Source organism: Pseudosulfitobacter sp. SM2401 (assembly GCF_042932805.1).
GTDB lineage: Bacteria > Pseudomonadota > Alphaproteobacteria > Rhodobacterales > Rhodobacteraceae > Ascidiaceihabitans.
The window spans coordinates 3,684,926-3,705,789 of the sequence record NZ_CP170633.1; the positions used below are offsets into that span (position 1 = coordinate 3,684,926).

18 protein-coding genes are annotated in these 20,864 nt (G+C 55.5%); 8 read left to right on the plus strand and 10 right to left on the minus strand.

Going from position 1 to position 20,864, the window contains the following annotated elements:
• Positions 1-54 precede the first annotated feature (54 nt).
• The 7 genes from ACFIO0_RS18060 (at position 55) to ACFIO0_RS18090 (ending at position 10,135) form a co-directional block, all read left to right on the plus strand.
• Positions 55-486, plus strand: coding sequence for a GFA family protein (locus ACFIO0_RS18060; RefSeq protein WP_390911788.1), 432 nt, complete (start codon positions 55-57; stop codon positions 484-486).
• Positions 483-971, plus strand: a complete 489-nt coding sequence (locus ACFIO0_RS18065; protein ID WP_390911789.1) for a GFA family protein — start codon at positions 483-485, stop codon at positions 969-971. Before ACFIO0_RS18060 ends, ACFIO0_RS18065 begins: the two co-directional genes overlap by 4 nt.
• Positions 968-5,503 carry a glutamate synthase large subunit gene (gene gltB / locus ACFIO0_RS18070; RefSeq protein ID WP_390911790.1) on the plus strand — a complete coding sequence of 1,512 codons (4,536 nt, stop codon included), beginning with the start codon at positions 968-970 and terminating at the stop codon, positions 5,501-5,503. The genes ACFIO0_RS18065 and gltB overlap by 4 nt, the downstream gene beginning before the upstream one ends.
• A 77-nt stretch (positions 5,504-5,580) precedes the next feature.
• A complete protein-coding gene (gene mtgA / locus ACFIO0_RS18075; protein WP_390911791.1) occupies positions 5,581-6,303 on the plus strand; it encodes a monofunctional biosynthetic peptidoglycan transglycosylase in 723 nt (240 codons plus the stop codon).
• Positions 6,304-6,361: 58 nt separating this feature from the next.
• Positions 6,362-7,027, plus strand: coding sequence for a glutathione S-transferase N-terminal domain-containing protein (locus ACFIO0_RS18080; protein ID WP_390911792.1), 666 nt, complete (start codon positions 6,362-6,364; stop codon positions 7,025-7,027).
• Between the two features lie 12 nt (positions 7,028-7,039).
• The gene (queG, locus tag ACFIO0_RS18085) at positions 7,040-8,083 is read left to right on the plus strand and encodes a tRNA epoxyqueuosine(34) reductase QueG (RefSeq protein ID WP_390911793.1); all 1,044 of its coding nucleotides are present in this window, start codon (positions 7,040-7,042) and stop codon (positions 8,081-8,083) included.
• Positions 8,084-8,119: 36 nt separating this feature from the next.
• The gene (locus ACFIO0_RS18090; protein ID WP_390911794.1) at positions 8,120-10,135 is read left to right on the plus strand and encodes a hydantoinase/oxoprolinase N-terminal domain-containing protein; all 2,016 of its coding nucleotides are present in this window, start codon (positions 8,120-8,122) and stop codon (positions 10,133-10,135) included.
• 85 nt (positions 10,136-10,220) lie between these two features.
• On the opposite strand, the gene msrA is transcribed toward ACFIO0_RS18090, so the two are convergent.
• The 9 genes from msrA to ACFIO0_RS18135 form a co-directional block, all read right to left on the minus strand.
• Complete coding sequence (msrA, locus tag ACFIO0_RS18095; RefSeq protein WP_390911795.1) at positions 10,221-10,727, minus strand: peptide-methionine (S)-S-oxide reductase MsrA; 507 nt, start codon at positions 10,725-10,727, stop codon at positions 10,221-10,223.
• Entirely contained in the window at positions 10,724-11,173 is a 450-nt protein-coding gene (msrB, locus tag ACFIO0_RS18100) for a peptide-methionine (R)-S-oxide reductase MsrB (RefSeq protein WP_390911796.1), read from the minus strand. The genes msrA and msrB overlap by 4 nt, the downstream gene beginning before the upstream one ends.
• Before the next feature lie 188 nt (positions 11,174-11,361).
• Positions 11,362-11,625, minus strand: coding sequence for a hypothetical protein (locus ACFIO0_RS18105; RefSeq protein ID WP_390911797.1), 264 nt, complete (start codon positions 11,623-11,625; stop codon positions 11,362-11,364).
• Positions 11,626-11,899: 274 nt separating this feature from the next.
• Positions 11,900-12,151, minus strand: coding sequence for a hypothetical protein (locus ACFIO0_RS18110; protein WP_390911798.1), 252 nt, complete (start codon positions 12,149-12,151; stop codon positions 11,900-11,902).
• A gap of 250 nt (positions 12,152-12,401) precedes the next feature.
• Complete coding sequence (locus ACFIO0_RS18115; protein ID WP_390911799.1) at positions 12,402-13,085, minus strand: YjbF family lipoprotein; 684 nt, start codon at positions 13,083-13,085, stop codon at positions 12,402-12,404.
• 5 nt (positions 13,086-13,090) lie between these two features.
• Positions 13,091-15,265 carry a YjbH domain-containing protein gene (locus ACFIO0_RS18120; protein ID WP_390911800.1) on the minus strand — a complete coding sequence of 725 codons (2,175 nt, stop codon included), beginning with the start codon at positions 15,263-15,265 and terminating at the stop codon, positions 13,091-13,093.
• Positions 15,266-15,416: 151 nt separating this feature from the next.
• Complete coding sequence (locus ACFIO0_RS18125; RefSeq protein ID WP_390911801.1) at positions 15,417-17,321, minus strand: polysaccharide biosynthesis protein; 1,905 nt, start codon at positions 17,319-17,321, stop codon at positions 15,417-15,419.
• Between the two features lie 138 nt (positions 17,322-17,459).
• Positions 17,460-18,086 (minus strand): sugar transferase, encoded by a 627-nt coding sequence (locus ACFIO0_RS18130; RefSeq protein ID WP_390911802.1) that lies wholly within the window; start codon positions 18,084-18,086, stop codon positions 17,460-17,462.
• Positions 18,083-18,922: an NAD-dependent epimerase/dehydratase family protein gene (locus tag ACFIO0_RS18135; protein ID WP_390911803.1), complete on the minus strand. Its 840-nt coding sequence runs from the start codon at positions 18,920-18,922 to the stop codon at positions 18,083-18,085. Before ACFIO0_RS18135 ends, ACFIO0_RS18130 begins: the two co-directional genes overlap by 4 nt.
• Before the next feature lie 184 nt (positions 18,923-19,106).
• Here ACFIO0_RS18135 and ACFIO0_RS18140 point away from each other — a divergent pair, with 184 nt between their 5' ends.
• Positions 19,107-20,150, plus strand: a complete 1,044-nt coding sequence (locus ACFIO0_RS18140; RefSeq protein ID WP_390911804.1) for a polysaccharide biosynthesis/export family protein — start codon at positions 19,107-19,109, stop codon at positions 20,148-20,150.
• Positions 20,151-20,187: 37 nt separating this feature from the next.
• Here ACFIO0_RS18140 and ACFIO0_RS18145 read toward each other — a convergent pair whose 3' ends face one another.
• Positions 20,188-20,802 carry a GH25 family lysozyme gene (locus ACFIO0_RS18145; RefSeq protein ID WP_390911805.1) on the minus strand — a complete coding sequence of 205 codons (615 nt, stop codon included), beginning with the start codon at positions 20,800-20,802 and terminating at the stop codon, positions 20,188-20,190.
• Between the last annotated feature and the right edge of the window lie 62 nt (positions 20,803-20,864).

Below are 20,864 nucleotides of genomic sequence, written 5' to 3' on the forward strand. Positions count from 1 at the left end.
GGGAACAATCGGTAGGACAAGTATCCTGACCTAAGTGATGAAAGAGACCTAAACGTGAGCGAGACCAAACATATCCAAGGACAGTGCCTTTGCGGCGCGGTAACGGTAAATGCAAGCGTTTCGGAGCCTGCTTTGCGCGCGTGCCATTGTGATATGTGTCGTCGTCATACCAGCTCGATGTTTGTGTCGCTGCGAACGGATCCAGGTTCGATCAAGGTGAACGGCCCCGCCAAAACCTTTCGATCTTCTGATTGGGCAGAGCGTGGGTTTTGTAAAACTTGCGGTTCCACGCTTTGGTACGGAACGGTTCACGACGGGGCGCTCAATCTGTCTGCAGGACTGTTTGACAACGCAGCAGGGGCCGAGATGAAGATCGAGTTTTTTGCCGACGCTGCCCCAAACGGCTACGCGCTGGCTGGCGATCACAAGAAGCTAACCACGCAAGAGACAATTGCTTTGTTCGCACCCGACGAGGAGGCGCAATGACACGCTCGGCCGTTGGAAAATGCCTGTGCGGCGACGTGCGGTTCGAAGCGCAGGACGTGCCCGAGACCTTTGGCGTCTGCCATTGCGAAATGTGCCGCCGGTGGACCGGATCAGCACTGTTAGAAGTCAGCATCCCCGAGCAATCGGTGGTGTGGCATGGCACAGAACATATCGCCACGCGCCAGACCTCTGAGTGGGCGGAACGTGGGTGGTGCCGAAACTGTGGAACGGGCCTGTTTTACAGGGTCACTATGGCTGGTGAATGGTCAGGCTCTGTCGATATTCCATTGGGTATTTTCGACGATCCCAGCGGATTTGTCATGAGCCACGAAATCTACATCGACTTTAAACCGGATAGCTTTGCCTATGGCGGTGAAGGTCGAAAACAACTGACCCGTCAGCAATGTGTGGAAAAATTTAGCCTGCTGGGCAATGACCCGGCGGACGCGTCCCGAGGACGGATAGATCAAGGAGAAACAACATGACCAAATATGACGCAGACTGGGTTGCCGCCGAGGAAGCCAAGCGTGCCTACATGGCGAAAAACGGTCTCTATTCCGAAGAAGAAGAGCATTCTTCTTGTGGCGTTGGTCTGGTCGTTTCTGTTGATGGAACCCCTCTGCGTTCAGTGGTTGAAAATGGCATCGCTGCGCTAAAAGCAATCTGGCACCGCGGCGCTGTCGATGCAGATGGCAAGACGGGGGATGGCGCGGGCATCCACGTTCAGATCCCCGTGAAATTCTTTTACGACCAAATCGAACGCACCGGTCACACCCCTGACATGGACAAACTGATCGCGGTTGGTCAGGTGTTTTTGCCACGCACCGATTTCGGCGCGCAAGAAACGTGCCGGACCATCGTCGAGACCGAAGTTTTGCGCATGGGCTACTACATTTATGGCTGGCGCCACGTGCCGGTAAAGGTTGAATGTCTGGGGGAAAAAGCGAATGCGACCCGCCCAGAGATTGAACAGATTCTGATCAGCAATACCAAAGGCGTCGACGAAGAAACCTTCGAGCGCGAACTGTACGTGATCCGCCGTCGCATTGAAAAAGCGTCGACCGCGGCAGGCATTCCGCAGCTTTATCTGGCGTCGCTGTCGTGCCGTTCGATCATCTACAAAGGCATGATGCTCGCCGAGCAAGTGGCCGAATTTTACCCCGACCTGATGGACGAACGGTTTAAATCTGCCTTTGCGATTTACCACCAGCGTTATTCGACAAACACCTTCCCGCAGTGGTGGTTGGCCCAACCGTTCCGCATGCTTGCGCACAACGGTGAAATCAACACGCTAAAGGGCAACCTGAACTGGATGAAAAGCCACGAAATCCGGCTTGCATCTGGCGCATTTGGCGACATGGCCGAGGATATTAAACCGATTGTAGCGTCCGGATCTTCGGACTCTGCCGCATTGGATGCAGCCTTTGAAATGCTGGTCCGCGCGGGTCGCAATGCGCCGATGGCCAAGACAATGTTGGTACCAGAAAGCTGGTCTAAGCAGGCCGTCGAACTGCCCCAAACGTGGCGCGACATGTATTCGTATTGCAACTCTGTGATTGAACCTTGGGATGGGCCAGCCGCCCTTGCGATGACAGATGGTCGCTGGGTTTGCGCGGGCCTAGACCGCAACGGCTTGCGTCCAATGCGTTACGTCGTGACCAACGATGGGTTGGTGATTGCGGGCTCCGAAACCGGCATGGTGCCGCTTGATGAATCCCGTGTCCTTGAAAAAGGCGCGCTTGGACCGGGCCAAATTCTGGCCGTCGATATGGTCGAGGGAAAATTGTACCATGACAAAGAAATCAAGGATCAGTTGGCCAGCCAGCAACCGTTTGGCGAGTGGGTTAACAAGATCAAGGACCTCGAAGAACCGCTAAGCCACGTGACCGAAGCACCGCTGTTCACGGGTGATGCGCTGCGTCGTCGCCAGATCGCGGCAGGGTACACAATCGAAGAATTGGAGCAAATCCTTGCGCCAATGGCTGAGGATGGCAAAGAAACGCTGGCTTCGATGGGCGACGATACGCCCTCTGCCGTGTTGTCCAAAATGTACCGCCCGTTGTCGCATTTCTTCCGCCAGAATTTCTCGCAAGTGACAAACCCTCCGATTGATTCCTTGCGTGAATTCCGAGTGATGAGCCTGAAGACGCGGTTCGGGAATCTTAAAAATGTGCTGGACGAAGACAGCAGCCAAACCGAGATTTTGACGCTGGATAGTCCGTTTGTCGGCAATGCCCAATGGGATCAGCTGACCAAAGAATTCAACGCGGATCATGCGACTATCGACTGCTCGTTTGAAGCAGGTGACGGCAAGCTGAGCACAGCGCTGGGTCGTATCCGCAACGAGGTTGAGGACGCCGTGCGTTCCGGTGCCGGTCACATCGTTTTGACGGATCAGTTCAGCGGTGAAGACCGCGTTGCCGTGCCGATGATCCTTGCGACGTCAGCTGTGCACAGCCACCTGATCCGCAAAGGTTTGCGCACATTCTGTTCGCTAAACGTGCGCTCGGCGGAATGTGTTGATCCGCACTATTTTGCGGTTCTGATCGGCTGTGGCGCGACCGTTGTGAACGCCTATCTGGCCGAGGATTCGCTGGCGGATCGCATCGAGCGCGGATTGATGGACTGCACCCTGACCGAAGCTGTTGCCCGGTATCGTAATGCAATTGATCAAGGCTTGCTCAAGATCATGGCCAAGATGGGAATTTCGGTTGTTTCTTCTTATCGCGGTGGCCTCAATTTTGAAGCCGTCGGCCTGTCACGTGCCATGTGCGCGGAGTATTTCCCGGGCATGACGTCACGGATTTCAGGCATTGGTGTGTCCGGCATTCAGCGCAAAGCCGAAGAAGTCCACGCCAAAGGTTGGGCTGATGCACATGCACGCGTTCTGCCTATCGGTGGCTTTTACAAAGCTCGCAAAACCGGTGAGACCCACGCGTGGGAGGCGACCTCGATGCACATGATGCAAACTGCGTGCAACCGCGCATCCTATGCGATGTGGAAACAGTATTCGGCCAAAATGCAAAGCAACCCGCCGATCCATTTGCGTGATTTGCTGGACATCAAACCGCTTGGCACTGCGATCCCGATCGAAGAGGTCGAAAGCATCACGTCGATCCGCAAACGCTTTGTCACGCCGGGCATGTCCTTGGGCGCACTGAGCCCAGAGGCGCATAAAACGTTGAACGTGGCGATGAACCGGATTGGCGCAAAGTCGGATTCGGGCGAGGGCGGCGAAGACCCCGCGCACTTCCATCCTGAGCCCAACGGCGACAACCCGTCTGCGAAAATCAAGCAGGTCGCGTCGGGTCGTTTTGGTGTGACTGCCGAATATTTGAACCAGTGCGAAGAGCTGGAAATCAAGGTTGCTCAAGGCGCCAAGCCGGGTGAAGGCGGGCAATTGCCGGGGATGAAGGTCACTGATCTGATCGCCCGTTTGCGGCACTCGACCAAGGGCGTGACGCTGATTTCACCACCGCCGCACCACGACATTTACAGCATCGAAGACCTCGCGCAGTTGATCTACGATCTCAAGCAGATCAACCCGCGTTGCAAGGTTACGGTTAAGCTGGTGGCGTCGTCAGGCGTCGGCACGATTGCCGCTGGTGTGGCCAAGGCCAAAGCCGACGTGATCCTGATTTCGGGGCACAATGGCGGTACCGGTGCGTCGCCTGCGACCTCAATCAAATACGCAGGTCTCCCGTGGGAAATGGGCCTGACCGAGGCGCATCAAGTGCTGTCGATGAACAACCTTCGCGAGCGGGTCACCCTGCGCACGGATGGTGGTTTGCGCACGGGTCGTGACATCGTCATGGCGGCAATGTTGGGGGCCGAAGAATACGGCATCGGCACCGCCGCGTTGATCGCGATGGGCTGCATCATGGTGCGTCAGTGTCAGTCAAACACCTGCCCTGTCGGCGTGTGTACCCAAGACGAAGCGCTGCGTGATAAATTCACGGGCAACGCCGACAAAGTCGTCAATCTGATCGGATTCTATGCCCAAGAAGTCCGCGAACTGCTGGCGTCAATCGGGGCGCGATCCATGGATGATATCATCGGACGTGCGGATTTGCTGGCGCAGGTTTCGCGTGGGTCGGCGCATCTGGACGACTTGGATTTGAACCCGCTGCTGATCACTGTTGATGGTGCCGCTGCGATCAAATACGACCGTAACAAACCGCGCAATCCTGTGCCTGATACGCTCGATTCAGAGATCGTGCGTGACGCTGCCCGCTTCCTTGAAGAGGGTGAAAAAATGCAACTGTCGTACGCGGTGCAGAACACGCATCGTTCCGTTGGCACGCGCACCTCTAGCCATATCGTCAAGAATTTCGGGATGCGCAATGCGTTGCAGCCGGACCATTTGACGGTGAAATTGCAAGGCTCTGCCGGGCAATCGTTGGGCGCATTTGCGGCACCGGGTCTTAAGCTGGAAGTGTCGGGTGACGCCAACGACTACGTCGGCAAGGGCCTGTCTGGCGGCACGATTGTTGTACGTCCACCGATGGTCACGCCCATCGTCGCGTCCGAAAACACGATCATCGGCAACACGGTTCTGTACGGCGCAACCGACGGATATTTGTTCGCGGCAGGACGCGCTGGCGAACGATTTGGGGTGCGCAACTCAGGCGCAAAAGTCGTGATCGAAGGCTGTGGATCAAACGGGTGTGAATACATGACCGGCGGCGTTGCTGTGATCCTTGGCGACATCGGCGCGAACTTTGGCGCGGGCATGACCGGTGGCATGGCGTATCTGTACGACCCCGATGGCAAAGCGGGCGAAATGATGAACATGGAAACGCTGGTGACCTGCCCCGTGACCGTGCAGCATTGGATCGATCAACTCGAGGCATTGCTAGAGCGTCATCTGGAGGAAACCGGTAGCCGAAAAGCCGCTGACATCCTGCAACATTGGGACCTTGAGCAGGGCAACTTTATGCAAGTTTGCCCCAAGGAAATGCTGGTGCATTTGCCCGCACCCCTGTCGCAAGAACAGACAGCGATCCCTGCGGAATAAGAAACAGCGGAGCAACCCGCTTTTTCTTGGGCGTCCAAGGCTTTCCTGATTTAGCCTTGGACGCTATAGCTGCTTAGATGGCCAAAGCAGTGAACACAAAAAAACCCAAGAAACCAAAGACAAAGCGCAGCTTTTTCAGGCGTGTGCTTTGGCAGAGTTTCCGCGCGTTGTGCGCATTGTTTGTGTTCGCGGTGTTTGTCATCGTGCTTGGCGCGGTCGTGAACCCGCCCAGCACGATCTACATGGGTCAAGAATCACGCCGCTTGGGTGGGGTTGACCACGAATGGGTGTCTATCGACGAAATCGCCCCCGTGATGGCGCGCAGTGTTGTCGCGGCCGAGGATGCGAATTTTTGCAACCACTGGGGCTTTGATCTGGCGGCGATCAAGCTGGCGATTGCACAGGGCGGAAATCGCGGTGCGTCAACGATCAGCCAGCAAACGGTCAAAAACGTGTTTCTGTGGCATGGACGCAATTACACCCGCAAAGCGTTGGAGGCATTTATCACGCCGCTGCTTGAGGCGATCTGGTCCAAGCGCCGCATCGTCGAGGTGTACCTGAATGTGGCCGAGTTTGACGAAGGTGTTTTTGGCGTCGAAGCCGCCGCACGCCATTATTTTGGCGTTGGGCCCGAAGCGCTCAGCGCAGTTCAGGCAGCCCGTTTGGCCGCCGTTCTACCAAACCCCAAGCAACGATCAGCCAGTAAACCGACGTCTTATCTGCGTAAACGTTCAAGTCAAATCCTAAGCGGTGCGGCCACAATTCGCGCGGACGGTCGCGCTGCGTGTTTCGAGAGTTGAAAAACCCCACACTTGCAGGCATTGAAGAAAGACAGTTTTAAATGACCTTGGATATCTGATGGCCCGCCTGTTTCACGTCCCACTATCCCCGTTTTGCCGCAAGGTGCGCCTGTCTCTGGCAGAAAAGAAGATCGAGGTAGAACTGGTCGAAGAACGCTATTGGGAAGCAGACCCGGATTTCCTGCGCCGCAACCCGGCAGCCAAAGTTCCGGTGTTGCGTCTGGACGGCATTATGATGTCCGAAAGCGCGCCGATTTGCGAATACATCGAAGAAACCCGGCCAGAACCATCGCTGTTGCCATCTGACCCCGAAGGCCGGCTGGAAGTGCGTCGTTTGGTCGGCTGGTTCGACGATAAATTTCACAACGAAGTGACCGCAAAATTGCTGTATGAGCGGGTGAACAAAAAGGTCATGGGCCAGGGCTATCCTGACAGTAAAAACGTCAAAGCCGGTGCCAAGGCGATCAAATATCACCTCGATTACATGACGTGGTTGCTGGACCATCGCCGCTGGTTGGCGGGTGACAACATGACTCTTGCCGACTTTGCTGCGGCCGCGCATTTGTCGTCGCTGGACTATATTTCTGACGTGGATTGGAACCGCTCCGAGATCGTTAAGGATTGGTACGCCAAGATCAAATCCCGCCCTGCGTTTCGGTCTATTCTGGCGGATCAGGTGTCAGGTTTTCCACCACCGCGTCACTACAATGATCTTGATTTTTGATCCTCTAAATCCATGAACAGCTTGAAAGAGCAGTTGGTCGCGCGTGCCCTTGAAGAAGGGTTCGTGATGGCGCGTGTCTGCCGCCCAAATGCTGTCCCCGAAATGCCCGAACGTTTGGCCGCTTTTGTTGAGGCTGGCTATCACGGTCAAATGGGCTGGATGGCTGACCGCATGGCATGGCGCGGTGATCCCGCTACCTTGTGGCCAGAGGCAAAATCAGTCTTGATGCTGGCCGAAAGCTACGCACCTGATCACGACCCACGTGACATTTTGGGGATGCCCGAAAAAGGCGCGATTTCGGTCTATGCGCAAAACAAAGACTACCACGATTTGGTCAAAAAACGCCTGAAACGATTGGCCCGTTGGTGGATCGATCTGGCAGGCGGCGAGCTTAAGGTTTTCGTCGACACAGCCCCCGTTCCTGAAAAGGCATTGGGTGCGGCTGCGGGTTTGGGATGGCAAGGTAAACACACCAATCTGGTGTCGCGGGATTGGGGCAATTGGGCCTTTTTAGGGTCTATTTTTACCACAGTTGAATTGGAACCCGACGCGCCCGAAATTGACCATTGTGGATCGTGTCATGCCTGTCTGGACGTGTGCCCGACAGATGCCTTTGTTGCCCCATACCAGATGGATGCACGCCGCTGTATTTCGTATCTGACGATCGAACACAAAGGGCCGATTGCACCTGATTTGCGTGCCCTGATGGGCAATCACATTTACGGGTGTGACGATTGTTTGGCCGCCTGTCCGTGGAACAAATTTGCGGTCACGGCATCCGACATCAGGTACGCCGCGCGCGATGATTTAGCGGCCCCTGATTTAGGTGCACTCGCCGCTTTGGATGACGCCACATTCCGCACGAAATTCTCCGGCTCGCCGATCAAGCGCATCGGGCGGGATCGTTTTGTGCGCAATGTGTTGTATGCGATTGGCAATTCCGGGTCAGCGCGCCTGCGTGAGGTGGCGCAAGGGCTGGTTAATGATCCGGATGAGGCCGTCGCCGACGCTGCGCGTTGGGCGGTGACGCAACTGGACAAGACGTGTCGCACATAGCCGTTATCTGGGACAAAACGAAGTAGGAGAAACCTGATGGCGTTGTTGTTAGGCGTGGACACAGGCGGGACATACACAGATGCGGTTTTGATCCGCGACGAGGTCGAAGTGATTGCTTCGGCCAAGGCTTTGACGACCCGTCAGGATCTTGCGATAGGCGTTGGCGGGGCTGTGCGTGCTGTGCTGGAACAATCCGGAATGGCAGCGTCTGACGTGTCGATGGCGTCCTTGTCCACAACGCTCGCCACCAACGCGCTGGTCGAAGGCCAAGGCGGGCGTGTCGCCCTGATCTACATCGGGTTCAAGGAAAAAGACTTGTCAGGACACGGCCTTGCTGATGCGCTAAAGGGCGATCCTTGCATCGTGCTGGCAGGTGGTCACAATCACGCAGGGGGCGAGGCGACGCCACTGGATGAACCCGCGCTGATTGCATTTCTGGAACAGCACAAAAACGACGTGAGCGGCTTTGCCGTCGCCAGCCAATTCGCCACGCGCAACCCTGCACACGAACGTCGCGCGATGCATTTGGTGTCTGCGCTGACCGGTCGGCCCGTGTCAGCCTCGCATCAGTTATCCGCCAAACTGAACGGGCCCAAACGCGCGCTGACTGCTGTCTTGAACGCCCGCCTGATCGGGATGATTGACCGGTTGATCGGACGCGCCGAACAGGTGCTGACCGAGATCGGTGTGACAGCGCCGATGATGGTTGTGCGCGGTGACGGCGCGTTGATTTCTGCGGTCCAAGCGCGCGAACGCCCGATCGAGACAATCCTCAGCGGACCTGCTGCGTCCATCGTCGGTGCGCGCTGGATGACGGGCGCGACCCACGCGCTGGTGTCGGATATTGGCGGTACGACCACAGACGTGGCACTGTTGCGCGATGGTCGTCCTGCGATTGACCCAGGCGGCGCGCGCGTTGGCCCCTACCGCACGATGGTCGAGGCTGTTGCGATGCGCACCCACGGTCTCGGTGGCGATAGCGAAGTCCATTTCATCGCGTCTGGCCTGAAGGGCGGCGTAACACTGGGGCCGCGCCGTGTTCTGCCAGTATCCCTGATTGCGTTGGACGCGCCCGAACTCGTGCACGAAACGCTCGACAGTCAGTTGCGCAGCAGCAATCCGGGTGAGTACGACGGACGATTTGTGCGCAAGGTGCAGGGTCAAAGCGTCGAAGGGCTAGGGCCAAGGGACGAAGCGCTGCTCGAACGGATCGGCAATCACGTGCAGCCTTTGGGTGATGTGCTGCGATCAAGAATGGACCAAGGCGCGCTGAAACGCTTGGTTGAACGTGGGCTTGTGCAAATCGCGGGGGCGACGCCTTCGGATGCAAGCCACGTTTTGGGGCGGGTTGATGTGTGGGACAATGAGGCGGCTGAAAAGGCGCTGTTGTTGTTCGGACGCAGGCGCACAGGCGCTGGCAATGTGCTAAGCCGTGATGCGAACGAGATCGCGCAAATGATTGTGGATCGCCTTACTCATCAGACAGGATTGGCGCTTCTCGAAGCGGCGTTCGCCGAAGAAGACTTGGACTTTGAGCTGTCCGAAGATGTGCTGGCCCGTCATGTCTTGATGCAAACAGGGTTGCAAAAGCACAAAGGTCTCGTGCGGATAGACACCGGACTGAACGTGCCTGTGGTCGGGCTAGGTGCCTCTGCTGCCAGCTATTATCCAGCGGTTGGTGTGTTGATGGGGACGCAGATGATCTTGCCCGAACATGCCGGAGTTGCGAACGCGATTGGCGCGATTGTCGGGCGGGTCACAATGCGGCGATCAGGGACGGTGACCTCACCTGGCGAGGGCCAGTTTCGCGTGCATCTGGACACAGGACCCCAAGATTTTGCAAATGCTGAAACAGCGCTCAACACCCTAGAGGACATTTTGCGTAAAGCGGCCATCGCGGATGCGCAGGCTGCAGGTGCAGATGACATTCAAGTGCGTGTTGAACGCGATATTCGCAAAGCCGAAGCGGAGGCGCGCGAAGTATTTGTCGAAGCGACCATTATGGTCGAGGCCGCAGGTAGACCACGGGTAGCACAGGACGCACGACCCTGACGTTGTCTTGATTTGAAACACTCTGGGGTTTGGGGCAACGCCCCAAGGGTAAGGTGGGTCGAGACCCACCTTGCCAATGTTTTAGTTACTCAGCTGCGCGCTTTGGTAACACCCAACCCGGGCGCACAAAGTGGCAAGTGTATCCGTTAGGAATACGCTCCAGATAGTCCTGATGCTCTGGTTCGGCTTCCCAAAAGTCGCCAACAGGATCAACTTCGGTCACAACTTTTCCCGGCCAAATGCCAGACGCTTCGACGTCTGCAATTGTGTCCACGGCGATCTGATACTGCGCCTTGTTCGCGTAGTAGATGGCCGAGCGATAACCCATGCCGCGGTCATTGCCTTGTTGGTTAACCGTGGTCGGGTCGTGGATCTGAAAGAAAAATTCTAACAGCTCGCGGTACGTCATCACGGACGGGTCAAAGACAATCTCGATCCCTTCAGCGTGCGTGCCGTGGTCGCGATAGGTCGCGTTTGCCACGTCGCCACCGGTGTAGCCAACGCGGGTTGACGACACGCCCGGCATTTTGCGGATCAAATCCTGCATGCCCCAGAAACATCCACCGGCCAGTACTGCGCGTTCTTGGGTCATGCGACGTCCTCCACTTGATCAATAAATTTCCCGTAGCCCTCGGCATCCATGTCGTCGCGATGGACAAAACGCAAAGATGCAGAGTTGATGCAATAGCGCAGCCCACCACGATCTGCGGGGCCGTCAGGGAACACGTGTCCCAAATGGCTGTCGCCATGTTTGGACCGGACTTCGGTGCGCATCATGCCCAGCGTGGCGTCCTGCAATTCCTCGACAAACTCAGTCACCAAAGGTTTGGTAAAGCTGGGCCAGCCGCAGCCGGACTCGTATTTGTCAGCTGATGCAAACAGGGGTTCGCCGGATACGATATCGACGTAGATGCCGGGTTCGTTGTTGCCAAGCAATTTGCCGGTGCCAGGGCGTTCCGTACCACTTTCTTGCGTCACGTAGAATTCCTCTGGCGAGAGGGTGGCAATGACATCCGGGTTTTTGGTGTACTGCGTCATGAGCGCCGTCCTTTCAATGTTCCTGCCCATTAGATGGGGCTTAGCCGGGAAAATCAAAGGGGATATTGTGATGACACAATTCGTTGATCATGGGTCGCGGCCATCAGGACGACAGGCGGACCACCCAAATAGCCCGAGCACAGCGATTTTGCGTGCTCGGGCGAATATTCGAAACGCTGGGGTTTAGTTCAGCGGGTCGTCGTTGTCGTTGTTGCAACTGTATCGTCGTCGTCACCTGCGAGTGCCACAGCTAAACCGACCGCAACAGCTGCGCCAATCGCAACTTGGGTGCCCAATTGACCACCGAGCAAAGCGCCATCCGTCGGTGCAGGTGCCTGCGCTGGCGGAGGTGTTTCTTGTGGAGGAGGGGCTGTTTGTTGCGCGTTCGCAGCTGTCGTCACCATCGCGAAAGCGATTAACGGGGCGATGTGAAATTTGGATAGTTTAGCCATCTTGGATTCCTCTTGCGTTTCAGAAACTCGAAAGAGGAGTGAGGCCAGTGATTTGCCGGTCTCGCAAGAGAGCAGGAGAAGCGGAGCAAAAACCGGATAAAACCTGCCAGAATTAGCGAAACGGACAGGCGGTTTCGGGCTGGTTTTAAAAATGCTTCCCACTTTTTGGGACGCAAATCAGCCGAACGTGATTTATGAAATAACTAGCGGGCACAAAAAAACCGGGCGCAATGTGCACGATGCGCCCGGTTCGAATTTCAGTCGTATAGCGCGCTTAGGAGGAGCTAACGAGTGTTGTAGACGTTGTGCCGTTGTCTTGCGTTACGGTTACGAGAACCATTGCGCCCACAACGACCATTGCGGTGATTGTGCCGCCAGCAAGTGCGCCGCCCAGGACAAGACCTTGGCCGTCGACTGCTGCCACGCCTTGGCCGCCTGTAACGTCAGAGTTCAGTGGCAGTTGCTGCGCGAAAGCAGGAGCTGCGAAAGCTGCTGTAAGAGCAACTGTAACAAGTACATTTTTCATGATTAATAATCCTTCAGATCTGGAGACTGATAAATACTGTAAAAAACATTAGCTTTCAACAGAGTTTACAAACGCCGGTAAAAACTGATGCAATTTTCACCAGTTTGGGTGAAAATGGCCTCTCGTCCGCAGCCATCGGCGCAGATGACACCTGTTTTGAAGCATTTTTCCGTGTTCAACCTCGCTGTTTTGGTATTCGAATCAACCACAGACGACTTTCCCACCTAAGAAAAAGCTAGAAAAACGCGCGCTATTTCTTGAGCAAACGGAACGATAGATAACCCAGTCTTGGTCCGCCCCATTGGCGTGATTTGCGAACTGTGCCATCGCGCCCTTCAACCCAGAAATCGTTTACGACGCGGCCTGTCGCGTTCGAACAGACCTCGCGCATGTGGGTCGTGGCGTAGCTGCGTTCGACGATGACCACGCTTTCGGGTCCTACATTGGTGATTTCGCACTGTAGTCGAATGGGTTCAATAGTGTTGTCGTCGCGTCGGATATAAAGAGTTTTTTCGCCAGTTTTGGTGCTGCGCGTTTGCAGTCCGCGCACAGTCACGCGCGCATCAGTTGATCCAAGGTCATTGCCAAGACCCTTGGTGCCAACAAGCACACCGTCACGCAAAATGATGTTTTCCGTGCCAACCGTTTTCCACACGACAATCTTGCCGTTGCCGGAATTCGTGCGTGCCGCAATCGGGATCATGAACGCAGTTGTGTTCGTGGTTTCGACGGTTGTCTCAAGCGAGCTGATAGTGATGCTGTTTAACAGATCGCGCGTCAGGACCGGCAAAGGGGCAGGTTGCTTGTTGCGCTTGCCAAAATTGCCGGCTTTTATGGCTTCTTTGATCGCCTGACCTTGACCAGTTGCGGTTTCGGTACCGCCACTACAGGCAGTGATCAGCGCCAAAGATGCCAGCGCAAGAAGGCGTGTCATATTCTTCATTCCCAAACCCTCGACCAGTCAGAGACAATACTGCTTTTGTGTCCTTGGCGCACTTGTTCGTACAAGCGGCCTGGTACACTGACCCGTGCCCCGCCATCGCGTTGGATTGGGCGGATCGTTGTGGAAATGCTTTGCTGGGATGGCTTGCCCAAGAACCAGTTCAAAGGAACGGTCAGCAAGATGCCCTTATCAAACGACCCTTCGCCAAAATCGGCAGAGGAAACGTCAGTGAGGGTAAAGAACCCGCCGACCTTCCAGCCATTGTCGAATTCGCGAGATAAGGTGGCTGTTGCACCGTAGTCGCCTGCCAGATAGCGCCCGACATCCAACTGACCTTGATAGCCGTTGCCGATGTCATAGTAGGCCGACACATGCCCCGTCGCGATTGAATAGTCCCGGAACCCAAAGCGCTGATCAAAGTCACGTTGTTTGACATAGTTCGCTTCGACCCCAAGGGCCAAACGACTGCCAACAGGCTTCCACAAAAGTTCGCCTGAAACGCCACCGTACATGGATTCAAAATAACCGGCTGACATGCGGGCATAGGTGTTCGAGCCGGGTTTCCACTGGCGGCTGATGTACAAGCGGTTCAGTGTCGTATCTGCGGCGCGGGCGTACAGGATGCCATCGGTGCGCACACGTGGCAGCACAGAGTTCGAGGTTCGGGTTGAATCACCGACGTTGCCACCCAAGCGGTGGCGGACTTCGCCAGAAACCAACCAACCCGGCGCAAACCGATAGCGGAATTCGGCCCTGATACCGGCGTCTGCGCGAACAGGTTGGTCTGGATCAAAGTAGCTAGGTGCGACGTACGGCCCGATCGAATAGTTCATCTGCGGGTACAAACCCGGCTGCGTAACCCCGCCAGCCAACGATGGGCTTGCGGCATTAATCCCGGTGACTGCCAGCAATGCTTCTGAGTTGTTCGGCACAAATTCCAGCGTTTCCAGATCGGAACGGCGGATCGTCACAGTGGACAGCGCCAGCCCGTTTTGCATGGTCACGATACGGAAGGTTTCAACAGAGGGCGGCATGGTTTGCGCCAACACCCGCGCGGCACGTCCAATCGCCAAGGATTGCGAATTGTAGCGTTGATTGCTGATGCGCAATTCTGCGCTGTTGGCGGACACGGCCAGCTCTTCGAGCGTCAGTCCCTCTTTTGACAAAGCCGGAACCAGCGCGTCGCGCAATTGTGCGGGTGCGGTTTGGCTGTTTGCCCAATCTGTGCGCCATGCGGCTGGATTGCTGTTGCGGCTAGGGCGCGGCAAAACCGGTGTCGGGGCTGAAACTGTTGTCGGTGTCAGCGCCTGTTTCGGGTTCAGTTGCAGTTGCGCGTTGATGCCGACTTCGGATCCGTACAAATAGTAGCCGCCCAAACGCAGCCGTTCCGAATACTGGTATTCAACCCCAAAGTTGACCCGTGATTTTAGCGAAAACACGCCGCGAGACGTCTCGGGTAGGTACGCGTCAGAGGAATATTCAGCCTTCAGGCCAAGCTTGTCGTTCACGAGCCATTCAACGCCACCAAAGGGGGCTACGTCACCGCGGAACCATTGATCCACGGACGGGCTGCCGCCTGTTGATCCTGCGGTAAAACTGCCGCGCACTCCAAAGGGTGCACCGATTGAACCGTTAGAGCCCAAGCGCCCCCAGCCCAAGCCGCCGGTCAGCTTGATTGTGCCTGCATTGGCGGTTTCAAATGTTTTGGTCGCAACGATGTATTCGCCCGCGTAGATGCCGGTGCCTGCAAAGTCTTGCAGACCGATCGAAACGGCCGGCAGATATTTGCGTTCGCGTAGCGCCAGATAGCGCACGTCAAAACTGCGGTCACGGTAGGTGCTGAACCCGTTCGAATTCCAGTTTTGAATGCCGACATACCGAAAACTGGCACTAATTCTAGGCGTCGCCTGGAATGTCAAAGTGGTGCGGGTTGTCCCACCGAAATGGGAAACACCCAGAGCGACCTGACCGTCGGGCAAGGCCTCGGCGGTGGGGGTGTCAATCAAACCCGGCAAACCGTAGAAGTTCAGCGAAGGCTGCGGCGACACCGCAAAGGTCGGCGTTTGTTCTTGTGCGGATGCGGTTTGTGGCATGCAAATCAAGCCGATGGCAGCACCCAAAGCGAGAACGCTGGCGGTGCCCATAATAGCGCTGTGACGAAAAATCAGCATAAAATCCTCGACTGCCTTGCAATACCCTTGCAGCGTTACAGCACGACAAGGATTCTGGATCAATCTTTTGGTATCACAGTAACTTAAATCGCGACATTCAAGTGACAGGTCACAACCAGAAGTATTTGCGCAAAAAGCTGCCGTGCCAGACTTAGCTATCTGCGGTCGTTGACTGGGTTGGTGCGGGTTGGTCAGGAACGCTTGCATAGCCCTCGACCCAGCGTCTTGCCACGTCACAGGCACCAACGTCGTCTCGTTTTCGCAGTGCTTCACGCAGGGCACGTGTTGCTGCGGCGACTTCGATTTCCGACAGGCGCGCTTCGTCAGAGAAGAAGATCTTTTTGTGGACAGTGCCTTCCAGATTACCGGTCAAGGTCAGCTCTTCGATCATCTTTTCACCGGGGCGAAGGCCGGTAAACACGATTTCAATGTCACCCTCTGGATTGGATTTTTCTTTGACAGAATATCCTGCACTTTCAACAACTTGGCGTGCGAGTTTTTCAATCGACACAGGCTTGCCCATGTCCAGAACGTAGACCTCGCCGCCTGACGCCATAGCACCTGCGCGCAAAACCAGTGTCACCGCCTCTTGGACGGTCATGAAATAGCGCGCCATGTCGGAATGGGTCACCGTGAGAGGGCCGCCGCGCCGCAGTTGATCCTGAAACAGCGGCACAACAGAGCCAGAGGAGCCCAGCACATTGCCGAAACGCACCATCGAAAAAATAGGCCCTTGGCCTGCAGGAACACGGCTGGCCAAGTCTTGTACGACTTGTTCGGCCAATCGTTTTGATGCGCCCATGACGTTGGCCGGTCGCACGGCTTTGTCCGATGAAATCAGCACAAAACGTTCGATCTGGGCCTTTGCGGATTCTTGCGCTAAAACCTGCGTGCCCAAGACGTTGTTGGACAAACCGGCCAATGCGTTGCTTTCGACCAAAGGCACGTGTTTGTAGGCGGCCGCGTGCAGCACCACGTGAATGTCATGATCTTGCAGCAATTTACGCACATGTTTTGCGTCGGTGATTGACCCAAGCACCGGTATGATCTCGATGTTGGAATGCTCTGCTTGTTGGCGCATTTCCATGTCGATGTTGAACAAGGCCAATTCCGACAGCTCAAAAATCACCAACTTTGTGGGTTGAGCTTCGAGGATCTGACGGCACAATTCTGAACCGATCGATCCACCGCCGCCGGAAATCAAGATATTGCGACCAGCGTAACTGTCGCGTGCCTCGTCAAATGTTTCGGATACTTCATCGCGGTTCAGGAACAGGCTAGGTTCGATGGGGGTCAATTTGTCGACCAGCGCGTCCTCGCCAATCAGCTGCGAGAACGAGGGAACAGCCTGAACTTCTAGTCCCATTTTCTGCAAGCGATGCGCGATTTGTGCCTGTTTGGGTTGCGACAAGGACGGCATCGCCAACAACACGCGGTCGATCTTTTTCTCGGCGCTGATTTCTTTGATTCTGACGGGGGTCAGGATGGGCAAGCTGGACAAGGTCAAGCCATGCAGCGCGGTGTTGTCATCGACAAATGCGACCGCTTCGATCTGTTTGTGATTGCGCAAGGCAGACACCAATTGCGTACCGGTGCTGCCCGCGCCGTAGATCAAAACCCGCAAATGCGCGTCAGAGCGGCGATAGATTGCCAGTACGATCTGCAAAAGAATGGCCCGGCTGAGGACGCAAAACACAAATAAGAACAGCGCAAAAGTCATGTTGGCAGCGACTGGAAACTGCATGTTGGCGGCGGTGGACAGCGCCACAGAACTAAAGCCAAGCAAGGTTGCGAATACAGCGGTAATGACGATGGATCCGGTGTCATAAGCGTTCAATTGAATGGAACAAATGCCCAACCAAATTGACAAACCAGCAGCTATGACCAGCAAATATGGCAGAACCACCAAGTAACCCTTGGCGTATACCCAGCCCTCGACGAAGCCGAATTGCGTACCCATCGCCAAGACAAGCGATACAACGATCAGAACTGAATCGATCCCGATGATGATCGCATTCTTCTGTGTCTGGGTAAGCGTTTTTACAAAGTCTAACACAACATTTCCGGTCTTTGGTCCGAGGCAAGTCGCCGCAAGAACCATAGCACCAAGTTCAGGCAACGTAGTATTTATTCTTAGTTTAATGGGATTTAGCGCGAATGGCGACTTGAATTCCCTTTGTGCGCGAAAACTTTCTTATTTGCGCCTATTATTTTTGCGCCGTAATAAATTGCCGATGGTTTGAAAAACCAGATCAAAATCATAGCAGGTGGTTTGATTGCGTTGATAGATCAAGTCCAGCCGGGCTTTGCGCGGGATGCAGATGCGGGTGTAGACGTCGTCGGTTTGCGCAGGCGTGTCGCACCGCGCCAGCAGTCGATCTTCGTGTTTGTGAAACCGGATTGTGGCAAGGCCGGTAACGCCGGGGCGTGATTTTAGAACTTCGGTGTAGATCTGGGGAAACCGTTCCACGTATTCGCGCAGGGGCGGACGCGGCCCGACAAAGCTGAGATCGCCCTTTAAGATGTTCCAAAGCTGCGGGAATTCATCCAGCCGTTTCGCACGCAGTTTTTGGCCCAGCGGCGTGATGCGGCTGTCTTTGTCACCGCCAGAAACGCCTGCGTCCTTATCGACCACGCTCATCGTGCGGAATTTCCACAGACCAAAAGACTGCGTCGGCGAGCGCATTCGCTCGGCGACATAAAATAACGGTCGCCCTTGTTTGATCAGGATGTAGGCGATCAAACACAGGGTGAAAGGCCCGATGATGAACACCAAAAGGCAGGCAAAAAAGATATCAAAGATGCGTTTGCGGATGGTCATAAAGTGATCGCTTCTTTCCATTCGCGCACCATCTGCGCGGGGTCGCTGTCTTGTGCGCTGAACGGCACAAAGGTTTCAAGTAGTCGAGTGTCGAGCGTGACATTTGCAAGCGTTTGCGCGCTAGCTGGCCGATAGGAATACGGGCGATCAGCGGCGGTCACAAGCGCACCCATTTCAAGCGATCCAGGGGCGGCCAGATTCAAGATTTTTGGCAAGGCAGGCGTGGTCACCAATCGCAGCAAAGCGCGCGCCAAAGTGGCGGGCCCGATGTAACTGCGGGTCGGTGTCGAGCCATCTGAAAACTGGTCCATCACGGCACCCGGCTGCCAACCGCCGACGGCTGCATCAGCGCCCACGACATTCCCGATCCGCAGGCACGTCGACGGATGGCTGTGCTGTGTCGCCATCTGCTCCATCTGGTGTTTGGCGTGGCCGTAGTCAGAGATCGGATGCACGTCAGTCGTCTCGCTTAGATCGCCATCGTCGGCACCATAAATCGCAGCAGAAGACGTCAGTAAAACATGCCCCGCGTGCGCATCAGACGCAGCGTTAAGGCACGCTTTGGCAAGGTTGACGTTATCGTCAAAATGGGCGTCCGGTGCCGGGGTCACGCCGGCAAAACAGATCACGCAATCAGCACCGACCAGCATCGCTTTTAACCCGTCAGGATCGTTCAGAATGTCGACGCGCTCACAGCCATTTAAAGGCGTTCGTGATTGCCACCGTACAGGCATGTTTTCCCAGAATGGGCGGATCAAACGCGCCAGCCGTCCAGACGCGCCCAAGACGACAATATTGGGAAAATCAGCGGATTGTTTAGATTGTATTGACGACATGGTTACACGCAGTATCCTGCGCGCGAGCAAAAACCAATATCCTCATACGCGCAGCTGCCAAAAACTGCCGATTTTTAAAAGGATATGGTGATATCGGGACACAGGGATGCAGGCCGTTATGTTATTGAACTTAAAGCGAAGTATTAGGTTATGTTTGATATTAACACTGGCCGCATGTTCGAGTTTGCCGCGCGGTGCTGCCGTAGACAACGAAATTCTCAAAGCGGCCGATGACCCCAACGCAGACTTTGCGATTTACCCGGTCACCCGTGCTTTTTTGCCTAGTCTTAATGATTGGCCAACATTCGGAACACGCAATTATGGTTGGATAGGGCATTCTCACGGCTCGACAACCAACGTCATCCAGCCCGGCGACACGATCAATCTGCGCATCTGGGACAGCGAAGATAACTCGCTTTTGACGGGCGTTGGCCAGCAAGCTGCGGACCTGCCCGGATTGGTCGTAACGCCGAACGGCACGATCTTTGTGCCCTACGTTGGCAAGGTCAACGTTTCCGGTCGTTCGCCCGATGCTGCGCGCGCCACAATCCAACGTTCGCTCGAGGCGATTTCGCCGTCCGCGCAAGTCCAGCTGACCATGGAGCAAGGGCGTGGAAACTCGGTTGATTTGGTCGGTGGTGTGAACACGCCGGGTAACTTTCCGATGCAAGGCACGGGCTATTCGGTCCTTAGTTTGATTTCGGCCGGTGGTGGTGTTTCGAATTCTTTCAGCAACCCGCAAATCCGTCTGGTGCGTGGCCACGATATCTACGGCACGTCGATCGAGCACTTGTATGACAACCCGCGTTTGGACACCCGTCTGCGCGGTGGCGACAAGGTCTATATCGAAGAAGACGAACGCTATTTCTTGTCCCTTGGGGCTGCGGGCACAGAGGCTCTGCATCCGTTTACAAAGGCCGATGTTTCTGCCCTTGATGCGATGTCGATTGTGGGTGGTGTGAACGATTCACGCGGTGATCCGCAGGGCATCTTGATCTTGCGCGAATACCCCAATTCGGCAGTGCGCCCGGGCGTGCGTGGGCCGCGCCAGCAACGTGTGGTGTTCACCATCGATCTGACCTCGTCGGACGGCTTGTTTTCAGCCCGCAATTTTCAGGTCATGAACGAAGATCTGGTGCTGATCACGGAAAGCCCGATCAACAACGCGCGTACCATTTTGGGTTTGGTTGGGTCTGCCTTTGGGATCGCAAGCGCGGTGAGCGACTAAGCATTTGACCCCTCCTAATTTAGGAGGGGTCGTTTTCTTACAGGCGGAATTTTTCCAACGTTTCGGCAGAGCCGTTGAAATTATCCATGTCGACATCGCCCGTGACGCCCGAAACGGAGCCGTTTTGACTGTATTGCCAGATCGTATAAAGCGTCCACGCAGCAGGTAGTTTTGGTTTTGTGACGCCGTATTCAGCGACCCACAATGGGCACTCTTCAAAGCCTTTTGGGTTGCCGATTTTCGCGAAAAAACTGGCAGTCGTGTACAGAAACGGTTTGCGGCCGGTGGCCTTTTCGACCGTGTCGACCCAAGCCAAAGCGCCAGAAGCAACTTGTTCCGGACTGGCACCGCCGTCGCCTTCGAGATCAAGCATTGGCAGCAAATCGCCCTTTTGCGGCTTTGCGATTTCCAAGAAATAGTTGGCTTGGTCGGCACCATCCAAAGTGCCGCTGTAAAAGTGATACCCGCCTGAAATCAGGCCGGTTTTGCGGGCTTTATCAATGTTGTCGGTGTAGTAGCTGGCAGATGAATAATGCGTGCCTTGGGTCGCTTTGATACTTACAAAACTTTGCCCGCCAGATTTAAGTTTGGCGAAATCTACAGTGCCTTGAAAATGCGAAACATCGACACCCGTAGGGTGGGGAATGGCCATAATTGCCTCCTGAATTTTCTAATACAGGTTGATTAAGCCCCACGTGGGGTGATCTGGCAAGG